Raw genomic sequence first — 15,828 nt, 5'->3', positions numbered from 1 at the left:
GTGCCGTTCTTCATGAGCGAGGAGTTCTCTCTGGTTGACTGCTGTATCGCTCCAATCCTGTGGCGGCTGCCGGTGCTTGGCATCGAGCTGCCTGAGAAGCAGGTTCAGCCGTTGGTTACCTACATGGAACGGCTGTTCGAGCGTGATGCTTTCGTCGCTTCGCTGAGTGAGACCGAGCGCGAAATGCGCAACTGACTATAGCGCCGGGCTTTGCCCGGCGTCTTCAAACGGAGGAGGGCAGCAGAGATGCTATCGAGCCGTCCCTATCTTGCCAGAGGCCTCTATGAATGGCTTCTGGACAATGAGCACACTCCCTACGTGGTCGTGGATGCCGAGCAGGCTGGTGTCGTCGTGCCGCGTCAGTTTGTCCAGAATGGCCAGATCGTACTCAATGTGGGTCCAACCGCGGTGCGCGACCTGCACATCGAGAATGACGCCATTACCTTCAGTGCCCGCTTCGGTGGTCAGCCCATGCAAGTCGTGGTGCCCATGCCGGCGCTGATCGCCATCTATGCCCGTGAAAATGGCGTGGGCATGGTGTTCGGCCATGAGCCGGTGATCCCCCAGGCAGCAGGGGGCAGTGGCGAAGGGGAGGCCAATGAGCGCCCCGAGTTGACTGCCGTCGACAGCGAAAGCCATGATTCGGAGGGCTCGGACGAGACGCGGGAAGAGACCGGCAGCAAGTCCAAGGCCAAGCCCAAGGGGCGCCCGTCGCTCAGGGTTATCAAGTAGACGAGCGGGCGTGCGTCAGCGGTAATCCACTGGATTGACGTATCCCCCCGCCGTACTGCCGAAGGCTGAGCAAGGGATATCAACAAAAAACGACAGGCCCATGGGCCTGTCGTTTTTGCGTGCACAAAGTGCCCTGATATCAGTCGATATAATCGAAGACCTTGACGATACGCTGCACGCCGCCGATGCGAGAAATGGCGTTGACGATACGATCCGCCTCGGCCCGGGTGACGATGCCCATGACATAGACGCTGGCATTCTCGGTGATGAAGCGCAGTCGGCTGGTGTCGATGGTTTCGTCGGTGGCCAGGCTGGTGCGGATGCGGGTATTGATCCAGGTGTCCGACATGCGCTGGCTCGCAGGCAGGTTGGCGGCAACGGAGAGCTCGTTGTGGACGTCGCGAACGTTGCGTACTTCACGGGCGATCTCGGTGGCCTTCTGCTTGAGCTCATCGCTGGGTACCTGGCCGGTAAGCAGTACGATGGCGTTGTAGCTGTCCACGTTGATACGGGCGTCACCCAGGCGGGCATCGCCGCGGCGCAGGTTGTGAGCGATCTTGGTCTCGATGCTCTCGTCCTCGACCTGGGCGCCGAGGGTACGCTTGCCGTAGTTTTCGTCGATGGTGCCAGGGTTGGTGACACCGGTCACCGTGGTACAGCCTGCCAGTATCAGCACGAAGGCGGACAGGAGGAGGGGGATCAGTCTCGTAAGGGCCATGTTGTCTACTCGCTGCTGCCGAAGAGTTGTTCATCGATGAGGTCGCATAGGCAGTGTATCACCAGCAGGTGAACCTCCTGTATGCGCGCTGTCGAGGTGGCCGGGACGCGAATCTCGCAGTCGTCCTGGCCGAGGAGGGATGCCATGTCCCCACCGTCGCGACCGGTCAAGGCGACGACCGTCATGTCACGGTCATGGGCCGCCTGTATCGCCTGAATGACGTTGCCCGAGTTCCCGCTGGTGGAAATGGCCAGCAGGATGTCGCCGGGTTGGCCCAGGGCGCGAATCTGCTTGGAGAATACCTCGTTGTAGCTGTAGTCGTTGGCGATGGACGTCAGCGTCGAGGTGTCGGTGGTCAGGGCCAGTGCCGGCAGGCTGGGGCGCTCTCGCTCGAAACGGTTGAGGAGTTCCGAGGAAAAATGCTGGCTGTCGCCGGCACTGCCGCCGTTGCCACAGGCCAGAATCTTGCCCTCGTTTACGAGGCACTGGACCATCATCTGGCTGGCGACCTCGATGAAGGGCGGCAAGACCTCGCTGGCATAGGTCTTGGTATCGATGCTGGCATTGAAGTGGCCGAGTATGCGTTGCTGAAAATCCATTCTATGGGGTCCTGGTCCTGGGGGGCTGTAGCAAGCCGGTCAGAACGCTTCGAAGGCGCCTTGCACCCATTCGAAGTCGAGTGCGGGTGGGGTGCCGGTAACGGCCAGCGCGTCAAAGCGGCACGGACATGATAGCCGGTTGCGTGCAAGATAAAAACGCGCCGCGCGTATCAGGCGGCGCTGCTTGGTGAAGGTGATGGTTTCCAGTGGATGGCCGTGACGAGTATCGGCGCGGTGGCGGACCTCGACAAAGACGAGTGTCTCCCCATCGCGCATGATCAGGTCGAGCTCCCCGCCTTTTACCTGATGGTTGCTGGCGATCAGTGTCAGCCCGCGTGCCATGAGCCAGTCGGCAGCGAGGCGCTCGACCTGCGCGCCTCGTGCCCGGGCATCAGTTCCGCTGGCCATTGTCGGACGACTCGCGGTCAGGGAGCCCGTTACCGATCAGGTCGGTGCCGCGCAGGTCGATGGCCAGTATGGGCTGCGGCACGCCACGCTGGAAGCGAGCCCAGGGAAGATGGCGCTGGATGCGCCCATCGGCGGCGGTGGTCAGTCGTCCCGTGGCGCCACTCAGCTCGCTCTCCGGCATCAGTTGCAACTGGGGGAGGCGGCGTGCGAGTTCGTAGGCGTCCACGCCCATTGCCATCAGGCGGAAGACGGAAGGGTCTGCGTCCGCGTGCAATTGCTGATAGCTGGTGAAATAGGGGAGGGCTTCCACCCCGCCGACGGCGGCATCGGGAATCTGCCAGGGGATGTCGATGAAGTTCACGTCATCCAGGTCATGGTCGAGCAGTGGTTGCGAGCGCCCCTCGAACAGGTGCGAGGTGGCATAGATCGGTAGTGTGGAGGCGTTGTAGTAATCCAGGGTAGGGGGCACCTGGCGTGCATAGCTCGGCAATGCAAGCAGGAACAGCATGTCAGGGTGGCCGCCCGAGAGAACGCGGCGAGTGCTCTCGGTGGCGGAGCCGTGGGGGTCGTAGGCCACTGCATTGGTGATGGAGCCATCCAGGCGGCGCCACTCCTCCTCGAAGGCGCGACCGACTCGGCGCCCCCATTCGTTGTCCGGCACCAGCATGGCGCTGCGGCGATGGCCATCCTCACGGCCCCGCCTTGCCACCTGGCGGGCTTCGTCCTCGGCGGACAGGCCGTACTGGAATAACCCATCGGCACGATTGGATTCGCCGTGCCCGTAATTGAGGCCCAGGGTCGGCAGAGGCACCCGGTCGCGGTTTTCCAGCTCGGTTACCAGGTCCTTGTCCAGCGGACCAATGACAACCTGGGCGCCGCGGTTGCGTGCTTCCTCATAGAGCGCGTCGATGCTGCTCCGGCTGGTATCCAGGAACGACAGCTGCACGCCGCCATTGCGTTGGGCGGCACTTTGGTGATGGGCGCGTATGCCGTCGCGAATCGCTTCGGCCACGCCGGCCAATGGGCCTGACTCCGGGAGAAAGACGGCGATATGGCGGACTTCCTCGCCGCGCAGCTCGCGCAGGGCTATGAGGTCCTCAGGAACGCTTCGGGCGGCGGGGTGTTGGGCATTGCGCTCCCGCCATTCGTCCAGGCGCCGGAAGAGTAGGTCGATGTCGCCGCCACTCTCTCGCACCAGGCTGGCCAGCGCCAGCCAGCCCAGGCCCAGGTTGTCGGTTTCGTCGCGCATGGCAGCCAGCTCGGACCCTTCGAGACGAGAGAGCGAGGCCCAGATGGGGTCGTTCAGCGCCTCGCGGTCCGTTTCGGCCTGTACGCCGATCAGGGTCAGCGCGGCCGCGCGATGCTCGTCGACCTGGGTCAGGGCTCGTCCATGTCGCTCGCGCAGGATCAGGGCGGCGTCACGGGGCACCTGGATCTCGTCGAGCAGCTGTGCGGCCTGGATGACAGCCCAGGGCTCCCCCTCGGACTCGCCGAGTTCAGAGAGCAGCATGGCCCATTGCAGGCGATACTCGACGGGTAGCCGCTGGTCATCGATATCGGTAGCCACTTCGAGCGCCTGGGTGCGCTGGCCTTGGCGTGCTAGGATGTCGGCCGCTTCGAGGCGGCTTTTCGCTGCCTGTTCGGGTTCTTGCTGTCGTGCCTGCTCGAGGAGATAGCCGGGGTCGTCGTCGGGAATGCGATCAACGATTCCAGGGGGGGCACAGCCGGCCAGCAGTATGGCCAGAAGCACAGTGGCCAGCAGGCCGCGGGGCATTTTCAGCATGATTCTTCCTTGTCCGGGGAGCTTGCCAGGAGCCGACATGACTGATGTGAATCAGGGAACATTGTACGTGGTCGCCACACCAATTGGGAATCTGGAAGACCTCTCGCCGCGTGCGGCCCGGGTGCTGAGCGAGGTGGCGGTGGTTGCCGCCGAGGATACGCGCCACACGTCACGCCTGCTGCGCCACCTGGGGCTTGCGTTGCCGATGCTCTCGCTTCATGAGCATAACGAGGCGGCACGCGTCGCTCAACTCGACCAGCGACTGGTGGGCGGCGAGGATATTGCCCTGGTTTCTGATGCCGGCACGCCCTTGATCAGCGACCCCGGTTTCGTGCTGGTTCGGGAGCTGCGTGCCCGTGGCCGTCGCATCGTACCGGTGCCGGGTGCCTGTGCACTGGTCGCGGCACTCTCGGCCGCCGGGTTGCCGACGGATCGCTTTCTTTTCCAGGGATTCCTGCCGGCGAAAGGCGGCGCGCGCCGTGGGCGTCTCGAAGGGCTTGCCGCCCGGGAGGAGACGCTGGTTTTCTACGAGTCGCCGCATCGAATCCGCGATACGCTGGCCGATATCGCCGGTGTGCTGGGTGTGCGGCGGCTGGTGTTGGCGCGTGAGCTGACCAAGGCCTTCGAAACCTTTCTGGATGGCAGTGCAGAGGCTCTTCTGGCGCGAATGGAGGAGGACCCGGACCAGGCCCGGGGGGAATTCGTGATCATGATTGCCGGTGCCGAGCCGCGCGACGCCCCCGAAGTCGGCGATGTGGAGGCGGACGCCTTGCTGTGCGCACTACTGGCCGAAGATGTCGGTGTCAAGCAGGCGGCAGCCGTGGCGTCACGGCTGCTGGGTGGTCCGAAGAAAGGTTGGTATGGCCGGGCCCAGGCACTCAAGGATGCACGCTGACTTGCAGGGCTCCGCGTCGGATGACAAGGAAAGGCATTGAGAGGGCCCCGGTGCGCTGTTATTCTTGCGCTCGGAGTCGGCCAGACAGTCGCCGCCGTGCCGGCCCTCGTGGTCGGCCGGGGGAGGAAAGTCCGGGCTCCATAGGGCAGGGTGCCAGGTAACGCCTGGGCGGCGTGAGCCGACGGAAAGTGCAGCAGAGAGTAGACCGCCTACGTCTCCTTCGGGAGGCCGGTAAGGGTGAAAGGGTGCGGTAAGAGCGCACCGCGCGCCTGGCAACAGTGCGTGGCATGGTAAACCCCACCCGGAGCAAGACCAAATAGGAACCCAATGGCGTGGCCCGCGTCGGGTTCGGGTAGGTTGCTTGAGGGCCGTGGTGACGCGGCCCCTAGATGAATGGCTGTCCTCGACAGAACCCGGCTTATCGGCCGACTCCCCCAGATTTCAACCTTCCGTGCCGGCCCGGGGCCGGCGGGTACATCTCAGTTACAGACAATTCAGAGAAGCGCATGTCGTCAACCGCACCTGAACCGGCCCACCGCGGCTTTCGTCATGCCAGTGTCCTGCTGGACGGCGCCGTGGAGGCGCTCGTTCACGATCCCCGCGGCGCCTATCTGGATGGCACTTTCGGCCGCGGTGGCCATTCGCGGGCGATTCTAGCGCGCCTGGCCCCCGAGGGCCGTCTTCTGGCCATCGATCGCGACCCTCAGGCCATTGCCGAAGCGGCGAGCATCGACGACCCCCGCTTCACCATCGAGCAGGGCGAGTTTGCACGCCTTGGCGAGCTGTCGGAACGCCATGGCCTGCATGGCAAGCTGGACGGCGTGCTGCTCGACGTGGGCGTTTCGTCGCCACAGCTGGATGACCCCGAGCGTGGCTTCAGCTTCCTTCGCGATGGCCCGCTGGACATGCGCATGGATCCTACCCGGGGTGAGAGCGTGGCTGATTGGCTGGCTCGCGCGGCTGAGTCCGATATCGCCCGTGTCTTCAAGACCTACGGCGAAGAGCGCTATGCCAAGCGGCTGGCCAGGGCCGTGGTGACCCGTCGGGCAGAACGGGCATTTACTCGAACGGCGGATCTGGCCGAAGTGCTGAAGGTTGCCCATCCGGCCTGGGAAAAGGGCAAGCATCCCGCGACCCGGGCCTTTCAGGCCCTGCGTATCCATATCAATGGCGAATTGGAGCAGCTCGATGCGGCGCTGGCAGCTGCATTGGAAGCCTTGGCCCCCGGAGGTCACCTGGTGGTGATCAGCTTCCACTCGCTCGAGGATCGTCGGGTCAAGCGATTCATTCGCGAGCATGTGCGTGGGGACACCGACCTGCCGCGTGGCGTGCCGGTCCGTGACGACCAGCTCGCCAGGCGGCTGGCCCCGCTGGGGAAGGCCCAGCGGCCGACACCCGAAGAAGTCGATGCCAACCCTCGTGCCCGCAGTGCGGTCATGCGGGCAGCGCGTAAGCTGGTCTGAGGAATGGCATGAAGCACGGACTGCGCCCCTCACGTTCGACCCTGACCCGCTGGGCCCCGGCCAGCATGCCGAGTGCCGGTCTGCTGCTGGTGACGGGGCTGGTGGTCGCCTGCCTGATCACTGCAACGGTGGTGATCAATATCAGCCACCTTACCCGGGAGCAGTATGTCCGCCTGCAGCAGCTCGAGCGTGAGCGCGATCAGTTGCAGACCGAGTGGGGTCAGTTGCTGCTGGAGGAGAGTGCCTGGTCATCGCCGGCACGAATCGAACGCCTGGCCATCGAGAGGCTGGAAATGCGTCTGCCGCATGTCAACGAAGTCGAGGTCATCCGGCCATGAGTGCGGAAGCCCGTAGCGGTGTCTCGCCACGTCGTCGTCCGCCTTCGGCGCCCATGGGCGGCGCGCGCTATTACTTGATTCTCTTCCTGGTCCTGGTGGGCATGCTGCTGCTGGCTGGTCGTATCGTGACGCTGCATGTCATCGATCGCTCGTTTCTGCAAGGGCAGGGGGATGCAAGGACGCTGCGAACCGAATCCCTGAGTGCCCATCGGGGGATGATCAGCGACCGTAACGGTGAGCCGCTGGCCATCTCAACCCCGGTGGTGACATTGTGGGCCAATCCCCAGGAGGTGCCCGAGGACCGTATCCAGCGGCTGATGCTTGCCCAGGCGCTTAACATGTCCCCGGACGACCTCGATGCACGTCTCGAGCGCTTCAGTGAGCGTGAATTCATGTACCTGCGGCGCCAACTGACGCCGGAGGCGGCCCAGCGCGTTCTCGGCCTGCGCATGGCCGGTGTCTATGCCCAGCATGAGTACAAGCGCTACTACCCGGCCGGCGAGGTGACCGCGCAGTTGCTGGGCGTCACCAATGTCGACGATCTGGGCCAGGAGGGTGTGGAGCTCGCCTATCAGTCCTTCCTGGCCGGTACGCCGGGGCAGCGGCGGGTGATCAAGGATCGCCGTGGTCGCCTGGTGCGCGACCTGGCCATCCTGCGCGAGGCGCAGCCCGGAGGCGAGCTGGTTCTCGCCATCGACCAGCGACTGCAGTACATGGCCTATCGTGAACTCAAGGCCGCGGTGGCCGAGCACGAGGCTGACGGCGGCGTCGTAGTCATGATGGATGCCCGCACCGGTGAGGTGCTGGCCATGGCCAATCAACCCTCCTATAACCCCAACAACCGGGCTGGCCTGGACCCCCGCGGGCTGCGCAACCAGGCTATCGTCGATGTCTTCGAACCCGGGTCGGTGGTGAAGCCGCTGGCCATGGCGGCGATAATGGAAAGTGGCCAGTTCGACCTGGATATCGTGATCGATACCTCGCCTGGCTGGATGATGCTGGACCGCTTCACCATCCGTGATATTCGCAACTATGGGCGGCTGGACCTGGCCGGTATCCTCGAGAAATCCTCCAATATCGGCATGTCGAGGCTGGTGCTCGAGCTCGACGAGCCGCTGGTTCCCGAAGTGTATCGCCGACTGGGCTTCGGCCAGAGCACCGAGACGGGCTTTCCCGGCGAAGCCGTGGGTCATATGCCGGCACCGGTGCGCTGGTCGCGCAGCCAGTGGGCCGCGCTCTCCTATGGCTATGGCCTGTCGGTTTCCGCACTGCAGCTCGCCAGTGCCTATACGGCACTGGCCAACGGGGGGATTCGCATGCCCCCTTCGCTGCTCAGGTTGCCGGAAGCCCCTGCCGGTACGCAGGCTATTGATCCGTCGGTAGCCCATGACCTGTTGCGCATCATGGAGGAGTCGGTCCAGCCGGGAACCGGTGGACGCCGGGCCGCGGTGCCGGGCTATCGGGTGGCCGGCAAGACGGGGACGGTGCGCAAGACGTCGGCCAGCGGCTACGAGCAGGATGCCTACCGCAGTCTGTTCGCCGGCGTTGCACCGGTCTCCGACCCGCGCATCGTCACCATCGTGATGATCGATCATCCCCGTGGCGGCGACTTCTTTGGCGGAGCCGTAGCGGCTCCGGTATTCTCTCGTGTCACCGGCAGCGCGCTGCGACTGCTCGATGTGCCGCCTGACCAGCGCGTACGATGAGTTTTTCATGCTTCCCGTCAGAGGTGACCCCATGGAGGTGAGTGCTTCCCGTTTCCAGGCTGCGCTGAGGCGATGCTGGCCCGGCCTGGCGATCCCCGACGTCGTGCCGGGCGAATCGGTTCACCTGGTGCTCGATAGCCGACGCCTGTCCCGGGGGGATATCTTCCTGGCCGTTCCAGGGGTCAGCACCGATGGGCGAGCCTTCCTTGCCGACGCGCTTGCCGCCGGTGCCGGGTGGGTGCTCTACCATATCGAGCCCGAGGAGGTCCTGCCGGCTTCAGCCCGGGAGCCGCGGGTGCTGGCCTTGCCCTTCCTGCGTCAACGGCTTGGCGAGCTGGGTCGTGAGCTCTTTGCGGTTCCCGAGGGCCTCGAGCTGATCGGTGTCACCGGGACCAACGGCAAGAGCTCGGTGACGCACTATCTGGCCGAACTCAGTTCTGCATGGGGCGAGACGCAGGGGTCGTCGGCACCCTGGGGCACGGCCGACCTGCTGCACTGGCGGAGGCCGGGTTGACCACGCCTGGGCCGCTGGCCCTGCAAGCGTCGCTGGGAGACATGGCGCAGGACGGCATAGACCGCGTCGCCATGGAGGTCTCGTCCCATGCCCTGGAGCAGGGGCGGCTGGACGGATGTCTGGTGACGGCGGCGATCTTTACCAACCTGAGTCGTGATCATCTCGACTATCACGGCAGCATGGCGGCCTATGCCGCGGCCAAGGCAAGACTGTTCCGGCGCCCCGAGCTTTCGCTTGCGGTGGTCAATGCCGACGACCCCCTGGCACGCCTGATGCTGGCCGGCGTGGCACCGGGGGTGCGGGTGCTGGCCGTGGGGGACGATGCCGCGGCCACGCTGCGGGTACTCGACTGGAAGCCTTCCGAGCATGGCCAGCTGGCGCTGGTGGCCACCCCCGATGGGGAGATGGCCCTCGAACTGCCACTGATGGGGCGCTTCAACCTGGATAACGTGCTGCTGGCCATTGCCACGCTTCATGGTCTGGGCGAGCCGCTGTCGGAGCTGTTCCAGGCGGCGGCGACATTGGCCCCGGTGCCTGGGCGCATGCAGGCGGTGCGCCGCCCCGGCTGCCCCACGGTGATCGTCGACTACGCGCACACTCCGGACGCCCTGGAGAATGCGCTGATTGCCCTGCGCCAACACCTGCCCGGCAAGGGGCGGCTCTGGTGCCTGTTCGGTTGCGGCGGCGACCGGGACGGTGGCAAGCGTCCGCTGATGGCTCAGGCTGTCGAGCGCCATGCGGATCGGGTGGTGGTGACCGACGACAACCCCCGCAGCGAAGACCCCGCCCTGATTCGTGACCAGGTGCTGGAGGGAATGTCGATCGAGGTTCGCCGGCGGGCCTGGTCCATCGCCGGGCGTGGCGAAGCCATCGACCGGGCGCTGGCCGAGGCCGGCACCGAAGATGTGATATTGATAGCCGGCAAGGGTCATGAAAACTATCAGGAGATCGGCGGCATTCGCCACGACTTTTGCGATACGCGGCGGGCCGAGGCCGCACTGCAGCAGCGTGGGGGCGTCAGCCATGACTAGGCCCGGGCTGTCGACGCTGATGGCGGTGGCCGACGCGCTCGGCGTGTCTCCGCCCGGAGTGGATCGGCAGCTGGATGACATCGTGACCGATGCCCGCAGACCGGTTCCCGGTGCGCTGTTCGTGGCGCTTCGCGGCGAGCGCTTCGACGCCCATGACTTCATTGCCCAGGCGCGGGAGGCCGGAGCGGCGGCGGCGCTGGTCGAGCAAGTGGTGGACGACCCATTGCCGCAGCTGGTCGTGCCGGATACCCGCCTGGCCCTGGGGTTGCTTGCGCGGGTGCGACGTCGGGCCTGGGGCGGCCCGCTGGTGGCGGTGACCGGCAACAGCGGCAAGACCAGCGTCAAGGAGATTCTCTCCCAGCTGCTGGGGCCGCCTGGCGAGACCCTGGCCACCCAGGGCAATCTCAACAACGATATCGGTGCACCGCTCACGCTAGTTGCGCTGAGTGCCTCGCATCGCCAGGCGGTGGTGGAGCTCGGTGCGAATCACCTGGGCGAAATCGCCTGGACCACGGTGCTGGCCGAGCCCCAGGTGGCGATCATCACCAACGTCACCGGCGCCATGTGGGTGAGTTTGGCGGCATGGGTCAGATCGCCCAGGCAAAGGCGGAGATTCTCGCCGGCCTGGGTGGCGACGGCATCGCGGTTCTCAACCGTGACGATCGCTACTTCCCGCTCTGGTCTCGGCTCGCCGCGCCACGGGCGATCATGGACTTCGGCTTTAGTCCAGAGGCCAGGGTGCGTGCCGTCGAGCTGGCCTGTGACGCCTCGGGACGCTATGCTTTCACGCTTGTCGTGGACGGGCGTCGATGCGGGCGGGTGCAGCTTGCCCTGCTGGGACGTCATGGGGTGGCCAATGTGCTGGCGGCAATGGCAGGGGCCATCGCGTTGGGGCATGCTCCCGAACCGCTGCTGGCCCGGCTGGAGGCGATCGTTCCCATGCCAGGCCGCCTGAGTCCGGAGCCCGGTGTCAACGGATGCCGGTTGCTCGACGATACATATAATGCCAGCCCAGGCGCGGTGAAGGCGGCCCTGTCGCTGTTGGCCGAACTGCCGGGGCCGCGATGGTGCCTGCTGGGCGCCATGGGCGAGCTGGGGGTGGCGTCGGACCGACTGCATGCCGAAGTCGGCCGCTATGCGCGGGAACTGGGAATCGACGTGCTCGGCACCTGCGGAGAGCTGGCGAAACCAGCCAGTAGCGCCTTCGGAGAGGGCGGGTGCCATTTCAACGACCGCGACGCGCTGACGCGCCACGTCCTGAGTCAACTCCCCGCCGGGGCAAGCGTACTGATCAAGGGATCGCGCAGTGCCGGAATGGAGCGGGTCGTGGCCGCACTACGCGCTGACGCATCAAGGTGAACGCAACACATGCTGCTTTTTCTGGCTAATTTCCTGGCGCAATACCAGAGCGCCTTCAATGTCTTCAGCTATCTCACCCTGCGGATGATCCTGGGGACCATGACGGCCCTGCTGCTCTGTCTTTGGCTGGGCCCCTGGATGATCCGTCGACTGGTCGAGCGCCAGATCGGCCAGGCGGTACGCGATGACGGTCCCCAGTCCCACCTGTCCAAGGCCGGCACCCCCACCATGGGTGGCGCCATGATCCTGATGGCCATCGCCGTCAGTACACTGCTGTGGGCGGATCTTGCCGTGCACTATGTCTGGATCGTGCTGGTGGTGACCCTGGGCTTCGGTGCCATCGGCTGGGTCGACGATTACCGCAAGGTGGTGGAGAAGAATCCCAGGGGTCTGCCGGCACGCTGGAAGTACCTTTGGCAGTCGGTCATAGGTCTGATCGCCGCCCTGGTGCTCTATTTCACTGCCGGTAACCCCGTGGAAACCAGCCTGATCGTGCCGCTGTTCAAGGATATCGTGATACCGCTGGGGGTCTTCTACATCGTGCTGACCTACCTGGTGATCGTTGGCAGTTCCAATGCCGTCAACCTCACCGATGGCCTGGACGGGCTGGCGATCATGCCCACCGTCATGGTGGCAATGGGTCTGGCGATATTCGCCTATGCCAGCGGCAACGCGGTGTTCGCCAACTATCTACAGATTCCCAACATTGTCGGTGCCGGTGAGCTGGCGGTCTTCTGCGCCACCATTTCAGGTGCCGGGCTGGGCTTCCTGTGGTTCAACACCTATCCGGCCCAGGTCTTCATGGGCGACGTCGGGGCGCTGGCGCTGGGGGCGGCACTGGGGGTGGTCGCGGTCATCGTTCGCCAGGAGATCGTGCTTTTCATCATGGGGGGCATCTTCGTCATGGAAACGGTGTCGGTGATTCTCCAGGTGGCTTCGTACAAGCTGACGGGACGCCGTATCTTCCGCATGGCGCCGCTGCATCACCACTACGAGCTCAAGGGGTGGCCGGAGCCACGCGTCATCGTGCGCTTCTGGATCATCACCGTGGTGCTGGTGCTGATCGGCCTGGCCACCCTGAAGATACGCTGAGTCGCCAGGCCGGGCTTATTTCGAACCCTGCTCAACGGACAGGAGGCGAGCATGCTGAAGGTGCCGAAGGGCATGACCCTGGTGGTCGGGCTCGGTATTTCCGGTCGCGCAATTTGCCGGCACCTGTCACGACAGGGCGTGCCCTACATGGTTGCCGATACCCGCGCGGTACCGCCCGGTGTCGACGACTTCCATGCGGCGCATCCCGGGGTCGAGATGCACTGCGGGCCGCTGACCTCGCTGGACCTGAGCGAGGTGGAGGAGGTGGTACTCAGTCCCGGGATAGGCCCGAGCACACCAGGCCTGGCCGAACTGGCCGGGCGGGTGCGCGAGGCGACCGGCGACCCCCTTGTTGTCGGCGAAATTGCCCTGTTCGTGCGTGCCTGCCGCGCACCCATCGCCGCCATCACCGGTTCAAATGCCAAGTCCACCGTCACCACCCTGCTCGGTGAGATGGCCCGGGAGGCAGGCCGGCGCGTGGCGGTGGGCGGTAACCTGGGCACACCGGCACTGGACCTGCTCCACGACGAACCCCATGCCGACTGCTACGTACTCGAGCTTTCCAGCTTTCAGCTGGAGACCACGCCACGCCTGGGAGCCGAGACCGCTGCCTTCCTGAACCTCTCCGAGGATCATCTTGACCGGCACGGGGACATGGCGGGCTATCGTGCCGCCAAGCTGGCTATCTTCCGCGGGGCCAGGCATGGGGTGGTGAATGCCGAGGACCCAATGACCTGGCCGCTGGAGCGTCTGCCGGCCCAGGATCGCTTTACCACCCGGGCGCCGCAAGCGGGGGAGTGGGGCATTGCCATTCACGCCGGCGGTGACTGGTTGATGCATGGCGATACGCCGCTGATGCCCGTGGCCGAGATGCGCTTGGCTGGCCGGCACAACCACGCCAATGCACTGGCGGCACTGGCCATGGGGCGTCACCTGGCGTTGCCCATGGATGCGATGTGTCGAGTGCTGCGCCGCTTTACCGGCCTGACGCACCGTGGGGAGGTGGTAGCCGAGGTCGATGGCGTGCGCTGGGTCAACGATTCCAAGGGCACGAATGTGGGTGCCGCACTGGCAGCCATCGCGGGCCTGGGGCCGACCCTGGACGGCCAGCTGATCCTGCTGGCGGGTGGCATGGGGAAAGGGGCCGACTTCAGTCCGCTGGCCGAGCCCCTGGCTCGGTACGGCCGGGAAGCGATCCTCTTCGGTCTGGATGCCGAGCGCCTCCAGAAGGCGCTGAGAGGCGCGGTGAGAATGACCCTGGTCGAAGACCTGGAGATGGCCATGGCCCGGGCGCAGGCCATCGCCGAGCCGGGAGACTGCGTGCTGCTGTCGCCGGCCTGTGCCAGCCTCGATCAGTTTGCCAACTACCAGGAGCGCGGCGAAGTGTTCCGTCGCTGGGTCTGCCGCCTTGCCTCGGAGGATTCCCCGTGACCCGCTTTGCCAGGCTTCGCCAGAAACTCTCCACCCAGGACCAGCCGTTCGATGGCTGGCTGTTGTTTGCCGCCATTGCACTGATGCTCATCGGCTGGGTAATGGTGACATCGGCTTCCACTGAGGTGGCCGCCGGGTTGACCGGTAACCCCTGGTACTTCAGTCAGCGTCATGCGCTGTTCGTGGTGCTGGCCCTGGCGGCGGCCGGCTTTACCCTGCGATCGCCCCTGGCCTGGTGGCGAGCCAACGGCCCCCTGCTGTTGCTGGTCAGTATTGTGCTGCTGGTTCTGGTGCTCTTCGTTGGCCGTGAGGTGAATGGCAGCCGGCGCTGGCTATCCATCCCTGGAGTCCCCTTCAACCTGCAGGTGTCGGAAGTCGCCAAGCTGTGCCTGATTGCCTACATGGCCGGCTACCTGGAGCGATTCCTGCCCCAGGTGCGGCGCCACTGGGGCGCTTTCCTGCGCCCGCTGCTGGTGATGGGCATCATCGCCGTGCTGCTGATTCTCGAGCCTGACTATGGCGCCGTGGTGGTCATGACAGCCTGTGTGATGGGCATGCTGCTGATGGCCGGGGCACCTTGGGTGCGCTTCGTGCTGATACTCGGCGGTGTCGGTGTGCTGGGCTTCTACGTCGCCATCGCCGAGCCCTATCGCCTGGCTCGCCTGACCAGCTTTTCCGATCCCTGGGCGGACCAGTTCGCCAGCGGCTACCAGTTGACCCAGGCGCTGATCGCCTATGGTCGCGGCCACTGGTTGGGAATGGGGCTGGGCAATAGCGTACAGAAGCTCTTCTACCTGCCCGAGGCCCATACCGATTTCGTCTTCGCCGTGCTGGCCGAAGAACTGGGGCTGTTCGGTGCGATCGGCGTGGTGGGGCTCTTTGCCCTGTTGATCTACCGCGCCATGGCAGTGGGGCGGCGGGCGGAGCTGGCCGGTATGGCCTTTGCAGCCTACCTCAGCTACGGCATTGCGCTGGTGGTGGGAGCCCAGGCCTTCATCAATATCGCCGTCAGCACCGGCATGTTACCGACCAAGGGCCTGACGCTGCCCCTGTTGAGCTATGGCGGCTCGAGTCTGCTTGTCAGCGCGATGATGGTGGCGCTGTTGCTGCGTGCCGATATCGAGACTCGGCTGGTACAGCGAAGAGCGAACCCCGTCGCTCGTCGTGAGGCAACGGCCGGGCACCGGTCAGCGGAAGTACAAGGAGTCGGGAAGTGAGCAAGGCGAAGCCACGGCGCGTATTGATCATGGCAGGGGGCACGGGAGGGCATGTGATTCCTGCCCTGTCGCTGGCCAGAGGGTTGCAGGAAGAGGGGGTGGAGGTCCACTGGCTGGGCAGCCCGCGCGGGATCGAGAACCGCCTGGTGCCGGCGGCCGAGATTCCGCTCAACCGTATTTCGGTGGCAGGCCTGCGTGGCAACGGCCTGGCCGGCTGGCTGCTGGCTCCCTTCAATCTCACCCGCGCCGTATGGCAGGCTGGCCGTATCCTGAGGCAACTCGACCCACAGCTGGTGGTCGGGCTCGGTGGTTTCGCCAGCGGCCCCGGCGGGCTTGCCGCCTGGCTGGCTCGACGGCCACTGATCATTCATGAGCAGAACGCCGTGGCGGGTTTGACCAACAGGGCGCTATCCCGTCTGGCGAAGCGGATCTATGCCGCCTTCGATGGTGCCTTTCCCGGCCAGGCCGAGGTGATCGGCAACCCGGTGCGTGGCGATATCGCCGCCCTGGGGGAGGCGCCGCGGCGCACCGAGACGATGACC

The 15,828-nt window shown here is 65.3% G+C and carries 14 protein-coding genes, 1 other RNA gene and 2 pseudogenes; 13 read left to right on the top strand and 4 right to left on the bottom strand.

Annotation, left to right across the window (positions count from 1 at the left end; all coding sequences use genetic code 11):
• Positions 1-195, top strand: a 195-nt coding sequence (locus Q427_RS24250; RefSeq protein ID WP_231613893.1) for a glutathione binding-like protein, incomplete at its 5' end; no start/stop codon positions are given.
• 51 nt (positions 196-246) lie between these two features.
• Positions 247-732, top strand: coding sequence for a ClpXP protease specificity-enhancing factor (locus Q427_RS24245; RefSeq protein WP_043517872.1), 486 nt, complete (start codon positions 247-249; stop codon positions 730-732).
• A 139-nt stretch (positions 733-871) separates the two neighbouring features.
• On the opposite strand, the gene Q427_RS24240 is transcribed toward Q427_RS24245, so the two are convergent.
• Genes Q427_RS24240 through Q427_RS24225 form a run of 4 tightly spaced genes read right to left on the bottom strand, consistent with a single transcriptional unit; the run spans position 872 to position 4,240 of the window.
• Positions 872-1,450, bottom strand: a complete 579-nt coding sequence (locus Q427_RS24240; RefSeq protein WP_043517870.1) for a BON domain-containing protein — start codon at positions 1,448-1,450, stop codon at positions 872-874.
• Positions 1,451-1,455: 5 nt separating this feature from the next.
• The gene (locus Q427_RS24235; RefSeq protein ID WP_043517869.1) at positions 1,456-2,049 is read right to left on the bottom strand and encodes a phosphoheptose isomerase; all 594 of its coding nucleotides are present in this window, start codon (positions 2,047-2,049) and stop codon (positions 1,456-1,458) included.
• Positions 2,050-2,088: 39 nt separating this feature from the next.
• Complete coding sequence (locus Q427_RS24230; RefSeq protein WP_043517867.1) at positions 2,089-2,457, bottom strand: YraN family protein; 369 nt, start codon at positions 2,455-2,457, stop codon at positions 2,089-2,091.
• Entirely contained in the window at positions 2,441-4,240 is a 1,800-nt protein-coding gene (locus tag Q427_RS24225) for a penicillin-binding protein activator (RefSeq protein WP_043517866.1), read from the bottom strand. Before Q427_RS24225 ends, Q427_RS24230 begins: the two co-directional genes overlap by 17 nt.
• A gap of 37 nt (positions 4,241-4,277) precedes the next feature.
• On the opposite strand from Q427_RS24225, the gene rsmI reads away from it, so the two are divergent.
• From rsmI to Q427_RS24175, 11 genes and pseudogenes are all read left to right on the top strand, one after another.
• Positions 4,278-5,135, top strand: coding sequence for a 16S rRNA (cytidine(1402)-2'-O)-methyltransferase (rsmI, locus tag Q427_RS24220; protein WP_043517865.1), 858 nt, complete (start codon positions 4,278-4,280; stop codon positions 5,133-5,135).
• A 72-nt stretch (positions 5,136-5,207) separates the two neighbouring features.
• Positions 5,208-5,572, top strand: an RNA gene (rnpB, locus tag Q427_RS29400) — RNase P RNA component class A.
• 69 nt (positions 5,573-5,641) lie between these two features.
• Positions 5,642-6,598, top strand: a complete 957-nt coding sequence (gene rsmH / locus Q427_RS24215; RefSeq protein ID WP_043517864.1) for a 16S rRNA (cytosine(1402)-N(4))-methyltransferase RsmH — start codon at positions 5,642-5,644, stop codon at positions 6,596-6,598.
• An 8-nt stretch (positions 6,599-6,606) separates the two neighbouring features.
• On the top strand, positions 6,607-6,936 hold the full coding sequence (gene ftsL, locus Q427_RS24210) for a cell division protein FtsL (RefSeq protein WP_051496660.1): 330 nt from the start codon (positions 6,607-6,609) through the stop codon (positions 6,934-6,936).
• Positions 6,933-8,642, top strand: coding sequence for a peptidoglycan D,D-transpeptidase FtsI family protein (locus Q427_RS24205; protein ID WP_043517863.1), 1,710 nt, complete (start codon positions 6,933-6,935; stop codon positions 8,640-8,642). Before ftsL ends, Q427_RS24205 begins: the two co-directional genes overlap by 4 nt.
• Before the next feature lie 31 nt (positions 8,643-8,673).
• A pseudogene (locus tag Q427_RS24200) lies at positions 8,674-10,187 on the top strand (UDP-N-acetylmuramoyl-L-alanyl-D-glutamate--2,6-diaminopimelate ligase).
• A pseudogene (locus Q427_RS24195) lies at positions 10,180-11,546 on the top strand (UDP-N-acetylmuramoyl-tripeptide--D-alanyl-D-alanine ligase). Before Q427_RS24200 ends, Q427_RS24195 begins: the two co-directional pseudogenes overlap by 8 nt.
• 9 nt (positions 11,547-11,555) lie before the next feature.
• A complete protein-coding gene (gene mraY, locus Q427_RS24190) occupies positions 11,556-12,638 on the top strand; it encodes a phospho-N-acetylmuramoyl-pentapeptide-transferase (protein WP_043517862.1) in 1,083 nt (360 codons plus the stop codon).
• Positions 12,639-12,689: 51 nt separating this feature from the next.
• Positions 12,690-14,069 (top strand): UDP-N-acetylmuramoyl-L-alanine--D-glutamate ligase, encoded by a 1,380-nt coding sequence (gene murD / locus Q427_RS24185; protein WP_043517861.1) that lies wholly within the window; start codon positions 12,690-12,692, stop codon positions 14,067-14,069.
• Complete coding sequence (gene ftsW / locus Q427_RS24180) at positions 14,066-15,286, top strand: putative lipid II flippase FtsW (RefSeq protein WP_043517858.1); 1,221 nt, start codon at positions 14,066-14,068, stop codon at positions 15,284-15,286. Before murD ends, ftsW begins: the two co-directional genes overlap by 4 nt.
• 29 nt (positions 15,287-15,315) lie before the next feature.
• A partial coding sequence (locus tag Q427_RS24175; RefSeq protein ID WP_043517876.1) for a glycosyltransferase occupies positions 15,316-15,828 on the top strand: 513 nt, incomplete at its 3' end.

It is taken from the genome of Halomonas sp. BC04 (genome assembly GCF_000568385.1).
This window is presented reverse-complemented; position numbering and strand designations above follow the sequence as displayed.